The 21,114-nt window shown below is 45.0% G+C and carries 18 protein-coding genes and 1 tRNA gene; 16 read left to right on the top strand and 3 right to left on the bottom strand.

From position 1 onward, the window contains the following. Nucleotides 1–5: 5 nt before the first annotated feature. The 3 genes from HMPREF9124_RS00310 to HMPREF9124_RS00300 all read right to left on the bottom strand — a co-directional run bounded on the left by HMPREF9124_RS00310 (nt 6) and on the right by HMPREF9124_RS00300 (nt 2,324). Nucleotides 6–926, bottom strand: coding sequence for an HAD hydrolase family protein (locus HMPREF9124_RS00310; protein WP_009428291.1), 921 nt, complete (start codon nt 924–926; stop codon nt 6–8). Continuing rightward, entirely contained in the window at nt 923–1,876 is a 954-nt protein-coding gene (locus HMPREF9124_RS00305; RefSeq protein ID WP_009427659.1) for an SPFH domain-containing protein, read from the bottom strand. The genes HMPREF9124_RS00310 and HMPREF9124_RS00305 overlap by 4 nt, the downstream gene beginning before the upstream one ends. Before the next feature lie 76 nt (nt 1,877–1,952). Continuing rightward, a complete protein-coding gene (locus tag HMPREF9124_RS00300; protein WP_009537833.1) occupies nt 1,953–2,324 on the bottom strand; it encodes a hypothetical protein in 372 nt (123 codons plus the stop codon). Between the two features lie 298 nt (nt 2,325–2,622). On the opposite strand from HMPREF9124_RS00300, the gene HMPREF9124_RS00295 reads away from it, so the two are divergent. The 16 genes from HMPREF9124_RS00295 (at nt 2,623) to HMPREF9124_RS00220 (ending at nt 20,846) form a co-directional block, all read left to right on the top strand. Continuing rightward, nucleotides 2,623–3,540, top strand: coding sequence for an alpha/beta fold hydrolase (locus HMPREF9124_RS00295; RefSeq protein ID WP_009429993.1), 918 nt, complete (start codon nt 2,623–2,625; stop codon nt 3,538–3,540). Between the two features lie 3 nt (nt 3,541–3,543). Then, nucleotides 3,544–3,885 (top strand): DUF3783 domain-containing protein, encoded by a 342-nt coding sequence (locus HMPREF9124_RS00290; RefSeq protein ID WP_009429241.1) that lies wholly within the window; start codon nt 3,544–3,546, stop codon nt 3,883–3,885. A gap of 12 nt (nt 3,886–3,897) precedes the next feature. After that, entirely contained in the window at nt 3,898–4,626 is a 729-nt protein-coding gene (gene lepB, locus HMPREF9124_RS00285) for a signal peptidase I (protein WP_009428708.1), read from the top strand. Nucleotides 4,627–4,811: 185 nt separating this feature from the next. Then, complete coding sequence (locus tag HMPREF9124_RS00280; protein ID WP_009428452.1) at nt 4,812–6,203, top strand: aminopeptidase; 1,392 nt, start codon at nt 4,812–4,814, stop codon at nt 6,201–6,203. Nucleotides 6,204–6,299: 96 nt separating this feature from the next. Continuing rightward, complete coding sequence (tig, locus tag HMPREF9124_RS00275) at nt 6,300–7,574, top strand: trigger factor (protein WP_036597482.1); 1,275 nt, start codon at nt 6,300–6,302, stop codon at nt 7,572–7,574. Nucleotides 7,575–7,723: 149 nt separating this feature from the next. Beyond that, nucleotides 7,724–9,271: a hypothetical protein gene (locus tag HMPREF9124_RS00270; RefSeq protein WP_009429512.1), complete on the top strand. Its 1,548-nt coding sequence runs from the start codon at nt 7,724–7,726 to the stop codon at nt 9,269–9,271. Nucleotides 9,272–9,456: 185 nt separating this feature from the next. Further along, nucleotides 9,457–10,221 (top strand): NPCBM/NEW2 domain-containing protein, encoded by a 765-nt coding sequence (locus HMPREF9124_RS00265; RefSeq protein ID WP_009427935.1) that lies wholly within the window; start codon nt 9,457–9,459, stop codon nt 10,219–10,221. 82 nt (nt 10,222–10,303) lie between these two features. Next, nucleotides 10,304–10,693 (top strand): cell wall-binding protein, encoded by a 390-nt coding sequence (locus HMPREF9124_RS12535; RefSeq protein ID WP_009428761.1) that lies wholly within the window; start codon nt 10,304–10,306, stop codon nt 10,691–10,693. Between the two features lie 17 nt (nt 10,694–10,710). Beyond that, nucleotides 10,711–11,613 carry a transglutaminase domain-containing protein gene (locus HMPREF9124_RS00255; RefSeq protein WP_036597479.1) on the top strand — a complete coding sequence of 301 codons (903 nt, stop codon included), beginning with the start codon at nt 10,711–10,713 and terminating at the stop codon, nt 11,611–11,613. Nucleotides 11,614–11,646: 33 nt separating this feature from the next. Next, nucleotides 11,647–12,993, top strand: a complete 1,347-nt coding sequence (locus tag HMPREF9124_RS00250) for a WG repeat-containing protein (protein ID WP_009429813.1) — start codon at nt 11,647–11,649, stop codon at nt 12,991–12,993. An 84-nt stretch (nt 12,994–13,077) separates the two neighbouring features. Further along, the gene (locus tag HMPREF9124_RS00245) at nt 13,078–13,512 is read left to right on the top strand and encodes a zinc ribbon domain-containing protein (RefSeq protein ID WP_009427908.1); all 435 of its coding nucleotides are present in this window, start codon (nt 13,078–13,080) and stop codon (nt 13,510–13,512) included. A gap of 32 nt (nt 13,513–13,544) precedes the next feature. After that, the gene (locus tag HMPREF9124_RS00240; protein WP_009429235.1) at nt 13,545–16,367 is read left to right on the top strand and encodes a hypothetical protein; all 2,823 of its coding nucleotides are present in this window, start codon (nt 13,545–13,547) and stop codon (nt 16,365–16,367) included. A gap of 48 nt (nt 16,368–16,415) precedes the next feature. After that, entirely contained in the window at nt 16,416–17,786 is a 1,371-nt protein-coding gene (locus HMPREF9124_RS00235) for a YARHG domain-containing protein (RefSeq protein ID WP_009429573.1), read from the top strand. A gap of 292 nt (nt 17,787–18,078) precedes the next feature. Beyond that, a complete protein-coding gene (locus HMPREF9124_RS00230; protein WP_009429072.1) occupies nt 18,079–20,241 on the top strand; it encodes a methyl-accepting chemotaxis protein in 2,163 nt (720 codons plus the stop codon). A 52-nt stretch (nt 20,242–20,293) separates the two neighbouring features. Then, on the top strand, nt 20,294–20,656 hold the full coding sequence (locus HMPREF9124_RS00225; RefSeq protein WP_009429577.1) for an arsenate reductase family protein: 363 nt from the start codon (nt 20,294–20,296) through the stop codon (nt 20,654–20,656). A gap of 119 nt (nt 20,657–20,775) precedes the next feature. Next, a tRNA-Gly gene (locus HMPREF9124_RS00220) sits at nt 20,776–20,846 on the top strand. The last annotated feature ends 268 nt before the right edge of the window (nt 20,847–21,114 follow it).

Here is a 21,114-nt window from a genome sequence, read left to right as displayed (position 1 = left end):
AGTGGCTAAGGCGAAGCCTGAGACATCTCGTTTAAATCCAAAATGTAGTCAACAGCCTTCGGAAGTCCCTCTTCCAGAATATGGTCCGTAATGTGATTTGCAACCGCCTTTGTCTCCGGCTTGGCATTCCCCATGGCAATTCCCAGACCTACGGAATCCAGCATTTCGACGTCATTCCAGCCATCTCCGATTGCGGCAACCTCTTCCATGGAAATTCCCAAGCGTTCTATGATTTTCTGAATCCCGTGAATCTTGGAAACACCTTTTTTGGCAATATCAAAGGACATTCCGTCAGACCAGCGTATCAGATGACAGTCCGGAAGAGTTTTCTCTATTTCCGGTACCTGATTTGCGTGCAAAATGGGAATCAGCATAAGCTGCTCGTTTTTTGTTGCCTCTGAAAGAGGAAGAAGAGGGGGAAGGCCGGTGTGAACATAGGCCAGCGTGCGGAGGAGATCTTCATTTACAAAGTTGGCATATAGACGTCTTTCCTCTAAAAAGAGTACCGGAAAAGGATCCTTTTCTAAAAACTGCAGAAGCTGATTCACCATGGAAGCAGGGATGGACTCCTTTAGAAGGACCTCCCCGTACTTGGGGTCAAAATAAGGAAGCTCCTCATCCGGAACATCCATCAGGAATTGATATTCCTTAGGCTTTTTTCCGGGATTTACGGCAAAATGCGCCTTCGCTTTATCTTCCTTTAAAATATAACTGTAGCCGCCGTCAAGAGTGACAAAGGCATCAAAATACATTCCGTCTACCAGGCCTTCATTATGAATTTCCACCCAATGTCTGCCTGTTGCAATGGCACAGTAGATTCCTGCATCCCGGGCTTTTTTTATAGCGAGCTTAGTGGATTCAGGGACAACACCGGTTTCAAAGGGACGGAGGGTACCGTCAATGTCGAAAAAGATAATTTTAATCATGCTTCCTCATTTCCGTTTTCTGTCGGATGCACAGTAGAGGGGGAAACAAGACTTTCTTTTAAACTGTTTAACAAACCTGCCATATTCTGGATGTCGGAAGGAATAATAATCTTGGTAGCCTTTCCTTCCGATACTTTGGCAAAGGTTTCTAAGCTGCGGATGCGAAGTACGGCATCATCTGCACCGGCTTCCTTCAGCAGGCGAATACCTTCCGCCTCCGCTCTTTGCACATCCAAAATAGCTTGTGCACGACCCTCAGCCTCACGGATTTCTTTTTCCTTCTGCGCTTCCGCGGCAAGAATGGTTTTCTGCTTATCGGCTTCCGCATTCAAGATAGCGGCTTGCTTGTTACCCTCAGCAGTAAGGACAGCGGACTGCTTCTTTGCTTCTGCAAGCGTAATGGATTCTCTCTTTTCGCGCTCCGCCTTCATCTGCTTCTCCATGGCTTCGCGAATCGCATCGGGAGGAAGAATGTTCTTCAACTCCACACGGTTTACCTTGATTCCCCAAGGATCGGTAGCTACATCCAAAAGCGAACGCATCTGGGTATTGATTTCGTCACGGGAAGTCAAAGTGGTATCCAAGTCCATGGAACCGATGATGTTACGAAGGGTAGTAGCGGTTAAGTTCTCGATAGCCGCAATAGGGTTCTCCACACCGTAGGCATAGAGCTTCGGATCGGTAATCACAAAGAAAACGACGGAGTCGATTCGCATGGTTACATTATCCTTTGTGATAACGGGTTGGGGCGGGAAGTCAGCTACCTGCTCTTTTAAATTGATGCGCTTGGCAATTCTGTCCATGAAGGGGATGAGAATATGTACGCCCGGTCTCCACACGGAATGAAAGCTTCCGAGACGCTCAACGACCATGGCACAGGCTTCAGGCACGATGCGAATGGTAGAAAGAAAAATAAGAAATAAAACAATCAAAAAAATAACAATAGGCATGTTCGTAATCCTTTCTGTGTGCTTCGGTAAAAATCAATGGAATCATTTGCCCCTTAAGAGGGGAAAGAAGATCTTTTTACTTTTTTCGTGGTACATTGTTCTGCCCGGGCTTTGAGAAAGCGGCATGGAAAGCATCCGTTCCTCCGGAAAAGCCGGAAACCCTTGCTTTTTGGGACAGGCTGTTTGTCGTAGGCTTAGCGGAATAGGATGAGGGTTTGGGCATGGCATTGACCTTCCCGGAAATGAGCGGAGATTTTTTATCCGCAGTCCTGTTCAGGTAGGTTACCTTTCGCCCGTTTCCGTGAAACTCACAAAAGTCATCCGGTAACGAATGAGAGCGATTGATATACACATGATCATCCAGTACCCAGGGTTCTTTTACGAATTTCCGGCATAGAGGGCAGAACCGATTGATCAATGTAGAATCACATATGGGACAAATGAGCATAAAACCTCCTCTCTTTAAAAATAAATATAAAAGATGAATTCAAAATTCAATATTTTTTATCATAACATGATTTCAAGCAGAATAAAATAAACAGTAATACCTCGTTTTTTAAAATCTTATGAAAATCGGAAGGAAAAGCTTAAGGGCATAAGGCTTGTCGTTTCTTGAAAGACGCATGGCAATCTGCTACTATGAGAAGATAAAAAAAGCAGAGAATAAAAGAAAAACATGGGGTAGGGTAGAGGAGTTTATCCGTACAAGCAAAGCTTGAAAAAAGGGAAAAACGGAAAGGACAGCTGTGGAAAAAAGAGAATGGTATAGGAAGGCCAGCAACGGACTCGGAAGAATTTATGCACAGGTTTGGCAGGAGGAAAAGATAAAAGAGAAAAAGGGGATTGTCTGCATTATACACGGGATGCAAGGGCATTCCACGAGCTACACATATCTTTTCAAAGCCCTGGCTAAGGCCGGCTACATTGCCTGCGCGCAGGATTTGCAGGGCCACGGAAAAAGTGCGGAAATTCCCGGATACTTTGGAGAAAGTGATGGCTTCAGCTCGATTTTACATGATTTACACAGAATGTTGATTCAAATCAAAAGATGGTTTCCGGGGCTTCCGGTTTTCCTTTTCGGGCATTCCATGGGCTCTTTTATCGCAAGAGATTATGCGGTACAGTATAGCGGAGAGGTTTCCGGCATCATCCTTTCGGGAACGGCGGGGCCGAATTTTTCTTTACAGGGCACCCTGGGGTATTTGAATGTACAAATGCTTCTCAGAGGAGGGAAGGCAGACGGCAATCCGGAGGGGCGTTTTCTCGCCAAGTATTTCTGTCGCGGAATTCGGAAGCCGGAGACTTTGCTGGATTGGATTTGCACGGATCGCGAAGTAATCCGGAAAAAGGTGGAAGACCCTTTGACTGTCGGTTTTACTTTGGGAGCATACAGGGATCTGGTAGAAGAACTGATTAAGGTGAATCGAAATACGGAAATTCTGAAATTAAAAGAGCTTCCCATACTTCTGGTCTCGGGTGGAGCGGACCCGGTCGGGGAATATGGAAAGGGTCCCGCCACGATTTACGGTATTTTAAGAGCGGCAGGAAATCAAAAGGCGGAACTGAGGATTTATCCGGGGCTTCGTCATGAAGTTTTGAATGAGGCGGTTCGAGAGGAATTGATAGAGCGCATTTTGCAGTTTTTGAAAAAGAACGGGAGATAGGAGATGGAGAAAAAAATACTCTATATAAATAAAAAAGATGCCGATAAAGTAAGAGGCGTGCACGGTATTGCACTTCTTCGTAAAGTGAAGATTTTAAAGATTACGGAAGAGGAAAGAGACACGCTTCCGGAGGAAGCGGAGCTGCTCAAATTTATCGGGTTCAGCAGTCAGGAAGTAGGGAACTTTCTGCAGGATATGAAGAAACTCGGGATTCGAGTGAACTTAAAGTGCATGGAAACGGAAAACAATAAGAACTGGAGCCTTCTCGAGCTTTATAGGGAATTAGAGGAAGAACATGCCTATATGACGCAGCAGAGAAAGCCTGAAGAGGGGAAAACGGAATAGAGAGGTGGAACAATGACGGAAATACAGCAGAAAAACCGGAATAGCAGAAAAAAGCCCCAAAGCTTTTTGGGGGAGCTTTTTGAGTGGATCAAAATCTTTCTGGTTGCGGGAATTGCCGCATTTTTACTGAATAACTTTGTAATCGCAAACTCAACCATCCCGACAGGATCCATGGAGAATACGATTATGGCGGGAAGTCGGGTTTTCGGTTCCCGTCTGGTGTATCGCTTCGGAGAGGTAAAGCGAGACGATATTGCCATTTTCCTCTACGGATATAAATGCAGAAATGACGGGACAACTTACAGGGAAAGCGATCAGGGAGTCTGTCCGACCTGCGGCAGAGAAGACAAGCGAAACCAGCCCATTTACTATGTTAAAAGAGTCATCGGCATGCCGGGAGATCATATTGAAATCAAGAAAACCGGAGAAGTGGAAGCAAGCTATATCACGAAATTGAATGTGCGTTCCGCAAGCGGTAAAATTCCGGTAGGAACCGTCTATGTTAACGGGGAAGCCATTCAGGAAAATTACCTTCCGGAACCTATGATTGTTGACGGAAATCAATTTCCGGAAGTGGATGTGACCGTTCCGGAAGACTGCTATTTTATGATGGGAGACAACAGAAACAACTCCGCGGATGCACGTTTCTGGGGAGAAAACCAATTTGTAAAAAGGGAAAAAATGCTGGCGAAGGTCTATATCTGTTACTGGCCTTTAAATCGTATGGGATTGGTAAAATAAGCTTGCAGAAAAAAGAAGTCTATTTTTCACATTTTCAACACAAGAAGAGGCTAGGCTACAAAAAGGTTTTTTTGTTTAGGAAGCGGTGGTACAATAGACTGCGGTTTTGCTGTTTGCAGCAGCATAGCAGAAAAATAGGACAAGAAGCTTACAAAGCAGGCTATAGATAAAGGAGGTAGGAATTCGTGGGAAAGACAGAAGGACAGAAGCTGGAAGAGAAATTATGTTTCAAACCCAAGCATATTGCAAAGGATCATCCGAAGGAGATTGAGAAGGCAATAGAGTTTGCGGAAGGGTATAAGACTTTTCTCGATCATTCCAAGATTGAAAGAGAATGTGTACAGTATAGTGTCGCCATGGCGGAAAAAGCGGGTTACAAGCCGTTTGGACGCGGGATAAAGGGAAAGAGCGGAGATAAGTTCTACTATGTAAACAGGGGTAAGAATCTCTTCCTGGTCACACTCGGAAAGAAGCCTCTGAATGAGGGAATTCACTTTAACATTGCACATATTGATTCTCCGAGAATTGACTTAAAGCCGAATCCGCTCTATGAGACGGAGGAACTTGCGTATTTTAAGACCCATTATTACGGCGGAATCAAGAAGTATCAGTGGGCAACCATTCCGCTTGCCCTGCACGGAAGAATTATGACTGCCGAGGGAAAGGCGATAGACCTTGACTTCGGGGAGAAGGAAGGCGATCCCGTACTCGTGATCACCGACCTGCTTCCGCATTTGGGAAGAAGCCAGGGAGAGAGAAAGCTCAGTGAAGGCATTAAGGGAGAAGAATTGAATGTCCTTTTAGGCTCTCTTCCGGTAGAGGATACGGAGGTGAAGGAAGCCTTTAAGCTGAAGATTTTATCCATTTTACATGATCAATACGGGATTACCGAGAAAGACTTCATGCGTTCCGAACTGACTCTTGTTCCGGCACAAAAGGCTGTCGACGTAGGATTGGACAGTTCCATGGTGGGCGCGTACGGACAGGATGATAAGGTTTGTGCTTATACGGCACTGATGGCCGAACTGGAAAGCAAGAATCCGGAATATACATCCTTAACGGCTCTGGTAGACAAGGAAGAAATCGGTTCCACGGGAAATACGGGAATGGAATCCGATGCCTTACTTCATTTTATAGAGGACCTTGCGGAGTGCGAGGGAGAAAGAGTAAGAGACATCCTTCGGAATTCTCTCTGCCTTTCCTCCGACGTCAATGCAGCTTATGACCCGACCTTCTCCGATGTATATGAGAAGCAGAACTCTTCCTTCTTTAATCACGGACCGGTGCTTACGAAGTATACCGGTGTAAGAGGTAAGGGAGGATCCAATGATGCTTCCGCAGAAACCATGCAAAAGGTCATCGGTTATATGGAAGAGGCAGGTGTCCCTTGGCAGATTGGAGAGCTTGGAAAAGTAGATGAAGGCGGCGGAGGAACGATTGCCATGTTCATGGGCAATATGGATGTGGATACGGTAGATTTAGGGGTAGCGGTTCTTTCCATGCATGCACCGTTTGAGCTTACCGCGAAGCTGGATGTTTACTATACCTATAAAGCCTTTCTGGCCTTTAATAAATAAATGGGGGTTATCCCGAGTAAATTTTTACCCGGAAGAGAGGAGAGGAAAATAAAGGGTTTTCCTCTCTCCTTTTTCAAAAATAAAGTAAGGAGTATTATGAGAAAAAAGAAAATTTTTACCGTAGCGTTGATTCTTGCTATGTGCGTGTTTGCAGCGTCTTGCGGAAAGAAGGAAGGCACGAAAAAGGAAAGTACCAAAAAGGAAGCGGTGAAGAAAGACAAGAAAGACAAGGCATCGGAGTCCGAGGTTTCCGAATCCGATGTGGCCAGCCCTTCCACTCTGACGGAAGACAGTCCCGAGATTAAGGAGCTGGAAAACATGAAGGTTCCGGAAGAGCCGAAGCTCTCCGAAATGGGAAAGATTACACTTCCCGACCTCAAAACGATAACCGTTACCGTTGCACCTGCCGGCAATGTTACACAGGAAGAGGTGGACGCGGCCATCCAGCAGGCTTTGTCGGAAGACCTCGTGACGGTACAGGAAGCGGCCAAGGAAGGAGATACCGTAAATATCGACTACAGCGGCTCCATTGACGGCAAAAAGTTTGACGGCGGTACAGCGGAAAAGCAGGATTTGAAGTTGGGATCCGGACGCTTTATTCCGGGCTTTGAAGACCAGCTTATCGGAAAGAAAGCCGGAGACAAGGTAACGGTAAAGGTAACTTTTCCGGAGCAGTATCAGAATGCGGAGCTTGCGGGTAAGGCGGCAGAGTTTGCCGTTACGGTAAATGAAGTAAAGCGTGAGCCGGAGCTTACCGACGAATGGGTAAAGAACTACGAGGGGACGAAGGCGGAAACCGTTGCGGCTTATCGCGAAGAAATCAGAAAGAGACTGCAGGCACAGAAAGAATACCGTTATCATTCCGATATTCAGGACCAGGCTATGCAGCAGATTTTTGACCAGGCAAAGGTGGAGCCCTCCGAGAAATTAACGGAATATGCCAAGGCTTATTATTTAAATGCAAGACTGAATGAATACAAGCAATATGGTATGGGGCCTGCACAAGTGATTAATATGTCCGGCATGACGGTGGAAGAGTTTAAAGAAAATGCCTATGCCAATGCGGATTCCTATGCAAAACAGCTCTTTATTATGAGAAAGCTTGCCGATGCACAAAATATTCGCGTAACGGATGCACTCATTGATAAGCTTGCCGAGGCGGAGTCTTCCTTGACGGGAGAAGAAACCAACCGTATTAAGTTGATTGAACAGTACGGCAAAGAACTTGTGGAAGAAGCTTCCCTGCGTTATGCCGTTATGGAATATGTAGAGACGCAGGTTCAAGTCAAGGAAGAGGATCCTACAGCGGAGACGCAGACGAATACGGAAGAAACAAGTAAGAGCAGTACAAAAACAGAAACAAAGAAGTAAAATTCGGGCCGATTTTCAGTTCGGAAAGAAAAAAATCGCCTTTGCGTAAAAGCAAGGGCGATTTTTTGATGTGAAAGAGCTTCATGTTGACATTTGTTAAGTTTTTCTTAAAATAAAATCAGACAGGCTAGGCATAAAGGAGTTTCAGGATGAGAAATATCTGTCAGCGAGATATTTTTTTCTATATGAATGAGGAACTGAGAATACCGCAGAAAGTGATGTGCTCCATATTCAATAAAGTTCGTCAGGGAAACATGGTAGAAACAAGGATTAGTGAAATAAAGCAGGGAAAGCGTCGAGGATATCGTGGTCTGAAGGAGGCGGCTTTACCCTGCTTTTTAGAGTGCTTTCAGGAAAGTGCGGAGGAAGAGGCCTTCCGGAAGCTGTTGAATTTTGTTCACAGAGAAGAACTTTATTTTCCGGATGCGGAGAGAAAAGAAGACGATAGTTTCCAAAGCTATGCTCTTCGTTTTTTGGAATGCGGATTGGCGAACTGCGAGGTCCCCGGAAAGGAAGCCTTGCTGCAATCCGGGAGTGAATCGGACGAAAAGGCAGGTGAATCGGGAGAGTGTCCGGCTGTCGACGGAGCGGAAGGCACTCTTCTTTATAGAGAAGTACACAGTGCCGATTTCAGTTCGGTAGAATCCCTTTTGGAAAAACTTCGGAGGAATTGGAAATATCTGCTGTTTGTCGCTTTCTGCTTTACGACGGTTTTTCTGTCTTTCTCCTTCTTTTCGACAAACGGGATAAACTTATTCTTGGATTTACTGCACTTAAGCCCCGGAATATTTATTCCGCTTACGCTTTTCCTTGCCCTTTCACCACTGCCCTTCGGCATTCTGGATGTGGGAATTACCTTATATTCTTATAAGAAGAGGAATCCCGAGGCGGATATTTCTTTAAGGGAAATTTACTATATAGGAAAATACGGTGATAAGACACGGGTTCTTCCCGGAAAAGGGCGTTATGACCTCTGCCCGAGTTTGATTGTGTATTCTATCGGCTGTAACCTTATCGGTTCCCTTTCCGCAATCGCAATTTTTCTTTTTTTACGCACGATGCCGGATTTTTCGGACTATGTGCTGAGAGGAAAATTTACTTCCATGGCAAATATCGCGCTGGCCTTTAATATGCTGACCACCTTTGCCCATACCTTCTTTCTCTTCACACGAGAACCGATGACGAAATTTCGAGAGAAAGAGGAAAATCCGGATACAAAAAGAGCGGACCGGCTTCATGTTATCAGCAATAACCTTTACATGATTTACAGTATGAGTTTTTCCGCTATAGGGATGATTCTGGCATTTCTCTACAGCTATGACTTTGCGCAGAGCGAAAAGCTTTCCCTTTCTCCGTCCTTTGCCTTTGCCATATTTGCGGTCCATGCCTATCTCTGGTTTTCCTCCTGCTCCCCCTATGCGGTGGAGTTTAATGCGGAGTGTGCCGGTTCCTTCCTCTTCCTTTCTCCTATAGTGGTGATTATCAGTTCACTCTCCACTTTTTTGTGCTTTCAGACGGGAATCGGAAGTACCATGGTGAATCTCGCGAACTTTCTTGCCGTAGTGACCTGGTTGCAATGCTTTCTTAAAAACGGAGCGGAGAAGAGCATCCTGCCCTTTATCCGAATGCACAGAGCTTATTTCGTACTTTACATACTTTTGTTCTTCCTTTTTTATCTCCTTTCCATACATCTCTAAAAAATAAGGTATTTTCTTGCCTTTCCTGACTTACACCGGACTTACACCTGTTCCGGTGTAAGAAAAAGGTAGTGAAGATAACTTATTTTTTTATTAAAATAAAAGAAGATTTCTGCTGAAAATTGGGCAGTTGGTACAAAGAAAATAAAATAATTCTGAAGTGCAAAAGGAAGGGGACAGTAATAATGAAAAAAATGAATTGGGCAAAAATCATGAAAGTTTGTGCGGCAACCGCAGTTTGCACAGGAGCCTTCACTTTATCCGCCTTTGCCGGAAACTGGGTAAAGGACGCTACCGGATGGTGGTATGACTATGGAAACGGTACCTGGCCTTCCAACAGCTGGCAGTGGATAGACGGAAACAATGACGGTGTTGCGGAGTGTTACTATTTTGACCGCTTCGGCTATTGCTTAATGAATACGACAAGCCCAGACGGATACCAGGTAAACGGGAGTGGTGCCTGGGTGGAGAACGGTGCGGTTCAAACGAGAAACGTTGCCGGAACACAAGTGAACAATGCGGGACAGAACGCAACACAGAGCGTGAGCAGCAAGAAAAGCGGATTAACCCTGTTTAACACCGAGCCAATTTTACAAGGAGGTGCCTGGAAGTATGAGAGCGCAGTGAGTAACCGGGAAAATAAGTCTTATACAAAGGTTATCGTATTTTCTTATAATGATTATATTGAATTCGATAATTCTGCCGGCTACACCCATTTTAAGGCAACGGTGTTTCCGAAAAAAGGCGATTGGGGGAGAGATGATCGAATGCTTTTGCAGGTGCTTTCCGGGGATGAAGATGAGTTTTATGTAACGGATGATATCTATTATGATACCAGAGCCTTTGATATTGATGTAGACATCTCCGGCTACGACAAAGTAAGACTGAAATCGACGTCGGTTTCCGGAACTTATGCTTATATTGCTATAGCTAATGCCCGTTTTGAATAAATGGCTTGAAAAGAACTGCAGGGTCTTAGGACTCTGCAGTTTCTGTGAAAGAAGACAGATTATGTACAGGAAAGGGAAATTGATGAAAAAAGAAAGAAAAAGACTCCTTGTGTTCGGTGCCCTCAGCTTATTTTCAGCCTGTCAGCTCTGTATGACATCCTTTGCCGGAAACTGGGTAAAGAACGGTACGGTTTGGGAATACCATGAAAATGGAGTAAAGGTAGTAAACCGCTGGGTACAGGACAACGGAAAATGGTATTATTTCGGGAAATCCGGCGCTATGGCGCACAACCAATGTGTGGACGGATATTACATCAGCTCCGACGGCGTTTGGCGGAAGAACGAAACGGAGAGAGATGTAAAGAAAAGCGGAAGAATCATCCAATCCGATAGGGAAGTAGCGCGGGACTTTGGATTCGCTGTAGACGATTATGATTCCGATGACACGGAGTTCGATGTAGATTGGGAGTAAAAGAGAGGGGAAACAAGATGAAAAAATTTGTAAAAAGAAGAATCTGTGGAGCCTTACTGGTACTGCTTCCGTTTTTGTGTAATATAAAAAGCTATGCGTATTTCCGTGACCGCATTGAGAGAGATACCATGGACTATATTCGCTATGCCGATGAGAATCCGGACCTCTATGCCGCCTATGGCTATGATGGGGACAAGCTCTATGAACATTACAAAAATAGCGGAAAAGAGGAGGGACGTTTGGCGCACTGCCTCTATTACAGACCGGACAAACAATCCATTTATATGTGGGGGTGGAACGCGGAAAATCTGGATACCGAACGTTATGCGAGAGAGAATCCGGATGTTGTAGCTGCGATAGGTACGAATCCGGAAGCGCTGAGGACGCATTTTCTGGAGCACGGACTGCTGGAAAACAGAAAGGGCTATGGCCTTCCTTATGAGGATGACAACACAAGGGCCAAGGGCATGATTTTTGATGTTGCAGCCCAAATCACGAACGATTCCATGACGGACAGAGAAAAAATCAAGGCGGTGCATGACTGGATTGTGCATCACACAAATTATGACAAGGAAAATTATGACAGGGGTACAATTCCGGATGAGTCTGGTCATATCGAGGGAGTGATGTTGAAGGGGATAGCGGTTTGCAATGGCTATGCGGAAACCTTTGACTGCTTTATGTACGTTTTGGGAATCGAGCATGAGATGGTGGACGGATGGGCAGATGGTAGTACTCCAAATGGAAGACATGCTTGGAACAGGGTGCTCTTGGATGATACCTGGCTGTACGTAGATTGCACATGGGATGATTTAAGCCACCAAGTCGGAAAAGATGTTATTCGCTACAATTACTTTTTATGTACGGAGTCGGAGATAGCACAAGACCACACTGCAAGAGATTCCTATAAAGTATATTAATTTATTGAAGGATAGATAAATGAGGATATTTTCATGCGTAAAGAACGTTTAACACTTGGCCTTTTTCTATGCACTGCGGTTTTCTTCTTATCCGGATGCGATAAAAGATTCCTTACTCCCAAATTCAGTAAAAAAGCTGTAGAAGACTCCCTGACTGCATATGAAAAGCTCTTCGTGGGAGCGCCTCACCTTGCCTATGACAAGGAGGGAAGGGGAGGTTATATTAATAAAGAGGGAGAATGGGTCATCGAAGCGCAATATTTAGCAGTAAAGCCTTTTAGAGAAGGCTATGCAGCCGTGCAGGATGCCGACACGGAATTGTGGGGCTACATTGACGTGCACGGAAAGACGGTAATCAAACCGCAATTTATGGAGGCAGGTAGCTTTATTAACGGAAGCACTGCAGTGATGGAGCCGGAGGGGGGCTTCGGAATCATCGACAAGAGAGGGAAGTTTATTGTAGAGCCGATTTATAGGGCTATTTCTTATTTTAAAGAAGGCTTTGCCCGCGCCGAAGATATGGAGACAGGGGAGTGCTGGCTTCTGAATGAGGAGGGGGAAAAAGTCTTCGGGCCGTACAAGGATGCTTGTTTATTTCATAACGGAAAGGCCTTGGTAACGGAAACGGAAAAGAATAGGGACTGGTTCTATATTGATAAAAAGGGAAAGAAATACCCATTTAATGAAGAAGTACAAATCGTGATGGTCAAGAGGTATGGAGAGGACGATTTCTGGACGGAAAATGCCTATGTTGATTTTTCGGAGGGTTATCCGGAACTAATCAACGACAATTATGTAGCTGTCAACGAGAAGGGGGAGGCAATTAGTCCGGAATATACATACTTACATTTTTTTGAAAAGAACGGATATGCAATGGCCGCCATTCAGGAGGGAGAAGATAAGTTCTACGGCGTTGTAGATAAACAGTATAACTGGGTAATAGAACCGGAATACTACGCTCTTTACAACTTTCAATATGGATACGCGATAGCGGAAAAAAAGGAATGGGAAGAGGGCGGACGTGTGGACTATGTCGTGATGGATCTAAAGGGGAATGTAGTTTTCACGGATTGGAAAGAGGACGAAATTATACTTTACCCTGCCTCTTTTTTATCGAAAGGAAATCCGCTACCTGCCTATACGGTAAAAAATGATGCCCGGAAACATGGTTATATTGATTGGGATCACTCTATATTGATTCCTTTCAAATATGATGCCACGTATTCTTTTGCTGAGGACGGAAGTTATGCGGTAGTAGAGAAAAACGGACTTTACGGCATGATAGATAAAAAGGGAAACTGGATTTTAAAACCGAAATTCGTAGGTTTCATAGAAAAACCGGAAGATTCGCATTGGGAATACGATATGGGCTTAAGTTAGAAATCATTTTATCCTGGAATAGCTTAGCGGTTTTTCTTCATAATCTTGAAAAAGCGTATGGAAATCATCTGAAAAGGAGAATTTATGAGATGTCCCAATTGTAATCATGAGGTAAAAGAGGGGATGCTTTTCTGTCAGCAATGCGGCACGAAAATTGAAGCGGTGCGGACACCGGTAGAAGCGGTGCGTATTCCGACAGAAGCAGTACGGACACCGGAAGAAGCCGTTGCGACTCCGCAGGCGGTAAACGGGCAAGAAGGCACAATTCCGACGGAGAAAGTGCAGAAAAGTCCCGTAAAAAATGCTCCGGTAGAAGGAGGAACTTTCGGCTGGGCTGTACTCGGCTTTCTTCTTTTCCCGGTCGGCTTGATTTTATTCTTTATCTGGAGAAGGGAATACCCGAAGCGTGCCAAATCTTCCGGAAAAGGGGCATTCCTTGGATTTGTGCTTCTGATTCTGCTCTATATTGGAAATATCGCGATGCAGTACTTTATCTATCAATCATTTTTCAACTATTAGGGATAGAAAATGACTTGAAAAGGGGTTTAAGTATGAAGAAAAACAGAGTCTTTCCCGTTCTTTCCGTACTTTGTCTTCTAGGACTGTTTTATTGTGCCGTTCGAACCGGAACCACGAAGTCTCTTCCGCTGGAGGAGCACACGGAAGAGGAGCGGGAGCAGGTCGTAAACGAAGAGGCTTATCAAGCTTATTTGCCGATTCTGCTTTCTGAGAAAAAAGCCATCTTACAGTATAATTGGGGAAATGAATCTTCCGATGAAAACGGAGAGTCCGACGCGGTAGAGGAGGGCTCCCCGTCTATTGCATTCAGCGATATTAACGGAGACGGCGTGAAGGATCTGCTCTACTTTAAGGCGGGGACGGCGGAGGATGGTACGGAAGATGCCGTTTTGACCATCTATTCCTATTATGACGGAAGCCTGCATAAGGTTTATCAGAATGCCGGATGGGACAAGAAAGGACAGGGGAATCATTACTGCCTGTACAAGGTAGAGGACAGTAATGCTCTGTTTTATTATTTTCAAGAGGGCGATTCGGAGAGTTATGTGCAGCTCACGGAAGAATTTGCACAGGACAACAAAGAAAGTGCGACGGAAGAGCGGATTCGGAAAAAGGAGGACTATGCGGAAATCCTATTTTCGAATCTGCAGGATGAAAGTCTGCCTCTGTTTAGCTATGAGAGAAAGCACCAAGAGACCGCGATGCCTTATGCAAAGACGCTGTCTTTTCTAAAGGAAAATGCCTCCGTGGAAATGAAAGAGGAGGCGGAAAAAGAAGTTCCCGAATGGTCTCAGGCCTTTTTTCAATATGTGGTTCAGGAGAGGCAGCAGCTCTCTGTTTTGTACGATACGGCGGATCCGGTTATGGCACTTTGGGATATGGACGGAGATAATGTCCCGGAGCTCATTATCGGCAACAACGAGACGTACGGTACCTATTCTTATGCGAAAGTGATCAAATATACCGGAGACGGCTTTCAAGAGCTTGAAGGAGGAATGGACAGCTACGGCATGACATTCGGAGCCAGCCATACTGCAGACCCCGACTATCCCGGTCTTTATTTCCATTACTGGAGAAGAGGAGAGGGAGTCGATACGGATGGAGACGGCTTCGAGGACAAGGATTTATATCGGATTCAATACTGCTACATCGACGGGAATGAGATTAAGGAAACGGATGTCGCAACGTATACGGAGGAAGAGGATTATTACGGGAATTCCGACCAGGTCATAGAGTATGATAAGCTCTGTGAGGATGACGGACTTTTTCAGGCAACAACCGTATCACCTGCAAGAAGACTGCAGTTTGTGACTCTCAACGATATCATGGATATGGGGTGGACTGCATTTGTGCAACTGAATACGATCGATACCAATCTATACAACGTGGAATACAGCGAGGTTGTACATAAGGCAAAGATTGTCACCAAGGCGGAGGACGATGCGCATTTTGATGTAAGAAGCTATATGACGGAGGAAGACAAAGAAAAGCATCTGGGCTCCTACATCATGAAGGCTCCGGTTTCCATAAGCTTTTATTGGAATACAAAGCGCATGTTTTCCGGAAACGGCGGAGAGTATAATGCGGATGAAGCGAAGCTGGCATCCGTTCTTAGTGAGGCGGTAAAGAACGGAAAGAAGGAAATAGAAGATTGCTACAAAACATTATCCTTCGGGAAAATAGAGACACATGACGGAAATGATTCCATGCATCCGAACACCAGGGCGAGCTTTGCGGCAACTCGATACAGCTACATGGAAGATGACTACAGTCCTTTTGAGGAGAGAATGCTGTTTCTGATTTCTCTCGGGGCCGATGAGACGGAATACCACTTGCCGCTTGACTTTAGACGCATGCAGGCGGAAATGGAAAGAGACAGTGAGGCAATTTACGAAGAATTTTCAAGCTTATATGATGCTTTTTCCGTGGACAATCCTTACACTATCGCGAAGAAGACTTCTTATCTTGTTTTTATCAGCGGAGAGGGAAGGTGCGGTGCCGTGGCGGATGCGCTTGGAAAAAAATTCCTGGATAACGGCTGGGACAGTTCTTCCGTGCGCGTTTATAGTTTTAATGCACCGAACTTTGTGTCCAAAAAACAGGCGGATGATTCTTTGCCCATCTTTAATATTTTAAATACGGAGGATTTATCGGTACAATATCCCGCGGACTTTTGCCGATACGGGAGCAATTACTTCTTTAAAGGGGGCGGTTCTTCTGAAAATCATAATCTTAGCGAGATGATGAAAAAGCTGGATAAGGAAGAGCCGAAGAAGAAAACCAAGCGGGATAAGGAATATCGCCGGGTTTCTCTTTCGGGAGATGCGGAAATACAAGCTTTGGATGAAAAGGGCAGACCGATGGCAATCAGCGGGAACTTGGGGGTACAATATGGAAAAAACAGTCCCGTTCGATTTTATAAAGAAGGCTCAAAGCGTTACCTGCTTGCTCCGAAAGATCTTCCTTTCTCTTTGTGTATAAAGGGGGTAAAGGAAGAAGAACTTTCCCTGGAAGAGGCCGTGCTTAGTGAGGGGGAGGAAGAGGAAATCCGGCAATTTGAAGATTTTCCGATTCATGAAAAACGAGTTTATTTTACGGAAATAATTCCTGATGCAAAAAAGCCCGGTAAGTTATATATTATTCGTAGAAAATGGCGAAATACTTTAGAGCGGCTTTTTTACGGAAAGGACATGGAAATTGCGGTAGGGCAGGTACTGCCAAATGGCAAGCTCAGCTTGTTCTTTGCCTTTTCAAAACTGTGCATCATCTTTACGACAGCCTTTGTCGTATGCCTCCTCCTCACTCTGTGTTACAGGCTAAAGAGCGGGAAGAGTTTGAAAAAGGAAAAGCGCTAAAATCGTCCGGAACATATGGCTTACGGGGTGAATGAAAAGGAGTATGGGATGTTTTGTGGATATTGTGGATTTAAAAATGAAGATGGCGCCGTCTTTTGCGGTCGCTGCGGAAAAAGACTGGAGGGAGAGGAGAATGCAGCGCATTCCGTACCGAGTCCCGCTTCCCCGGAGCAAAAGCCGGAAAATGTGCAAATGAAGCAAGCGGACTCGCTTCCTCCTAAAATGGCGGCAGTACCGCAGGAGAGAATTGCGGAGCCTCCTCTTCCGAAGATTCCGGAACCGATACCCGTGGAGAAGCCGAAGAAGAAAAAAGGCTGTCTTCTTCCTCTGATTCTTTTCTTTATTTTCCTGCTTCTTCTTGGAGGCGGAGCAGTATGGGGATATCTAAACTTCTTTAAAAAAGTGAGCATTCCCCTTGACGGCTACCTGAATGTTCGCTTTGAGGGACCGAGCGGTTATGCCAAGGGCGTAACGGAGATTGACTGGAAAGCGTTGGAAGGCGATTATGGAGATAAACTGCACTTTACAAATGCCGCAAAAGAAGACGGAATTTCCAGAAAATATGACTCTCCGGTAGATTATCTGGAAGAGGCTATTTCTCCGCCCACATTGGAAAAGACAGAAGGAATCTCGGACGGAGAGCAAATCGAATATAAGTGGGATATTAATGAAGAGGAGCTGTCCTCCTACCTGAACTGTAAGTTTAAGTATGCGGACAAGAAAGTAAAAGCGCATATTGATGAAAAAGCGACAGAAGAGGATATTTTCAAGAAAATCGATATACAGACTGTAGGCTATGCGAACGGACAGGGTTATATCAACCTCGAGGATCTTCCGGAAGGAATCGAAGCGGAAGACTTTACGATTGAGCCGAACAGCAATTTAAGTAATGGTGACACGGTAACAATCAGCTTGAAGCAGGATCCGTCTTACTACCTGGAGAAATGCGGAATTCTTCCTTCTAAGACAGAGATGAGTTATACCGTTTCGGGTCTAATCGAAGAAACTACGGCGGCACCGGAAACCGCTGCACCGGAAGAGACGGTAGCACAAGCTGCAGTTCCCGGAGCGGAAGCGTACGGGGGCGGAACCATGAGCGGAGCTGCGATTGCAAGTTCCGGAGATTATATTTGTTCTTTCAGTGCAAGTCGTCTTATCACAAAGCAGGATGTGGATGCCCTGATGACGGTCTATCCGAACACGTACTTCCCCGGTGAGAGAAGTGTTACCCAGATGGTGGTCAATGAAATGTATGCCCGCCACGGATACGTCTTTAAGGACCAGGCGTTAAATGATTACTTTAACCAATATGCTTGGTACAGAAACAATCCCGTACGAAATCCGCAGATGGACAGTATTTATCCGCAAATGTCCGCGATAGAGAAACAGAATGTAGATTATTTGAAGACTTTCCATTAAAAAAGAGCAGTAAAATAAGCGCTGCTAAAAAGGGGCTGTAGAGTCATTTTTGCTAAAAAGACCGATAAACCGGTGTTGACCGGATTTTATCGGTCTTTTTTAATTCATAACGAGTATCGTGCAAGAGCTATGCGGTATCTCCTGTCCGCAGGATCCGCTTCTGTAAGAATTGAAAGAATAAAGAGAGGGCAAGGGGATTTATTGAAACAATAATAATATTTTTTCTTATTTTTTAGCAAAATAAGGCGATAGAATTATAGTCTATTTGGTTCGTGCATTAAGGAGAAGAAATATGGGGAAGATACAAGGAAGTAGAAAAACCATGAAGCTTTCGGTAAGAATGTCCATTTTGCTGGGGATTTTGACCTTCGTCGGCATCAGTATTGTGAATTTCGGGACCCTTCGTTTAACGAGGCTCTCTTTCACGGATGCCATGGATCAAAATATGGAAGATAAGGCGAAAGCTTCCGGTGAAGAGCTGGCAGCAATCATTTCCAAAATGGAAGGTGTCTCTTCCATTATTGACAGCGGAATTCGGGAAATGGGGAACAATGCAGCTCCTGCCTGGACGGTTTTGGACTTAAATCAGGAACAACAGGCAGTTATTCCGATGAAGGAGTCCAGCTTTCGATCCCGTGTAGTGAATAAATCCATAAGCTCCCTCCAATATAATGCGGAATCGGTTCTGATTGCCTCTCTTAGCGGTGTTGTGAACGCAAACGAGTATGTGACGGGAGCGGGCGTGTTTTTTGAGCCGAATGCCTTTCTTGACGGAGTGGAGAATTATGCCCCTTATATCGGGAAAGCAAATGTGCAGAATAGAAGCATTGTCAATTATCCCTATGAAGAATTTAAAGATAAGCCCTATTATGCGGAAACCAAGGAGCGGGAGAAAACCGTGATTACGGATGTGTACGAGTCTACGCCCGATAAAATGAAGGTGGTTACGATTTCCCGCCCGGTTATTTCGAAGGGAAAATTTATCGGTGCCGTTTTACTGGAGGTAGATGTAAATCTGTTTGCTTTGGCGGAACAGACAGACAGTCGCTATCCCAGCATGGAAACCGAGGTTGTCGATGAAAAACAAAATATTATTTTCAGTAAAAATAAGGACTTAATCGGAAAATCATTTTCCGAAGAAAAGGGAGAAAAGCAGTTTCAGAAGCTTGAGACGGAAATGGCCAAGGGAAAGCCCTTTGTGCTTTTAGAGCAGACCGAACAGGACAAAACCCGAAGAACTTATTACGTTCCGACGGACATTATGGGAAATGTATGGTGGATTGTTCTTTCCGTCCATAATGGGGAATTCAGAGCGCCGATAACGCGAATTATGATGCTATGTTTTGCCCTTGCAGGAGTCGGTATCGCACTGATTGTAACGGGCATTTATCTTATGATTAAGAAGACCTTGAAGCCGCTGGAAGGCATTGCCAGAATCGGACAGAAGGTTTCCAGAGGGGATTTCAGCGAGAGAGTATCTTATGTAAAAGAAGATGAAATCGGACAGATCGGAAAGGGCTTCCAGGAAGTAATGGACCATATCAAGGACATCACTTCCGATTTACAGGAGAAGCTGGCAGAGCTGTCTCAAGGAAACTTCCGGATTGACCTGAACAATGAAGAAAAATATCAGGGAGACTATCGTCCCTTAATGTTATCGATGCAGGATATTCGTACAGCTTTGAATTCGACTATGCTGGAAATTCAAAAGTCTGCAGGCGAAGTAAGCGAAAGCTCGGAGCAGGTTTCTGCTGCAGCACAGTCGCTGTCTCAGGGAGTTACCGAGCAGGCTTCTTCCGTTGAAGAAATCTCTGCAGGGATGAACGAAATAGCCGAATCCATTAAGAGTACAACGAAGAAGGCGGAGGATGCCAAGAATTTAAGTCAGATGGCGGGACAGGCCGTTATGCTCAGTACGCAAAAGATGGAGGAAATGTCCAAGGCGATGGCGGAGATTACGGAGAAATCCAATGAAATCGGCAAAATCATCAAAACGATTGACGACATTGCTTTCCAGACCAATATTCTTTCTCTCAACGCAGCTATTGAAGCGGCAAGAGCCGGAGCAGCAGGAAAAGGCTTTGCCGTTGTAGCGGATGAGGTAGGCAATCTGGCACAGAAATCGGCTAAAGCTGCACAAAATACCGGAGAGCTCATAGAGGAAACCAAGGATGCCGTAGAGCGCGGGGCAAGAATTACAAGAGAAACCGGAGAATCGCTTTCCACCGTGGTAGAGCGTGCAGGAAAGATTAATGATATGATTTTTGAAATCACCAAAGAAACGGAGCGCGAATCACAGAATGTGGGACAGCTGACGAAAGGGATGGAACAGATTTCCTCCGTAGTACAGACGAATTCCGCTACAGCGGAGGAAAGTGCCGCATCCTCTGAAGAGCTTTCCGCTCAGGCCTCCTTACTGGACAAGCTGGTATCCAAATTCCGCTTGCAGGAATAGAAGAAAATAGTTATAACAGGAAAGAACAATCTATAGAAAAGAGGAACTCGGAATGAATGTTTTAATCGCGTATGATCGTTGTTCTACCTGTAAAAGAGCGGAGGATTTCTTAAAGGCGCAGGGGGTCAGCTTCCAAAAGCGCCCCATTAAAGAAGAGAATCCGACAGCAAAAGAAATTCATGAAATGCGGGAGCGTTCAGGCCTTCCCCTGAAGCGTTTTTTCAATACCAGCGGACTCCTCTATAAGTCTATGAACTTAAAGGATAAGCTGCCCGATATGTCGGAGGAAGAACAGGAACAGCTTCTTTCCACGGATGGAATGTTGGTAAAAAGACCCATCTTCCTTTATGGAGAGAAAGTTCTTGTAGGATTTAAAGAAAAGGAATGGCTTCTTGCCTTGGGCAAGTCCGTTTAAGCTAAAGGCGGAAAATATAGCGGAGAAAGAGGGATGCCGGATGGTTTGCATCGAATGCATCCTCGTTCTTTCTCCGCTATTGCATTTTGAAGAGGAGAAATTTATAATAGAAGAGTCTTGCGGATATAGTACATCGGTAGTACCCTAGCTTCCCAAGCTAGTGAGGCGGGTCCGACTCCCGTTATCCGCTTAAACGCGAGATACCGCAAGCTACGCTAGCGAAACTCGTTATGAATTAAAAGGGGCTGTAAAAAAATCAGAATAATAAAGTGATTTTTGCAATATAGGTCTGAATGCGGGGTAGTCTGAGCCCGTCGGTACTTGCGAAAAACAAGAGAAACGCAGTTTTTCGCTTAGTATCCGTTACGTAAGGACAAACTTTTCATCAGAAAAGTTGTCCTGTACAAGACCAACTTCTGAAGGAAGTTGCTTTGCGAAGCAAAGTGAGCAGTGGTTAA

Source organism: Oribacterium sp. oral taxon 108 str. F0425 (assembly GCF_000214455.1).
Taxonomy (GTDB): domain Bacteria; phylum Bacillota; class Clostridia; order Lachnospirales; family Lachnospiraceae; genus Oribacterium; species Oribacterium asaccharolyticum.
The sequence above is the reverse complement of the archived record's forward strand: the minus strand, read 5'-3'. Positions and strand labels throughout refer to the sequence as shown.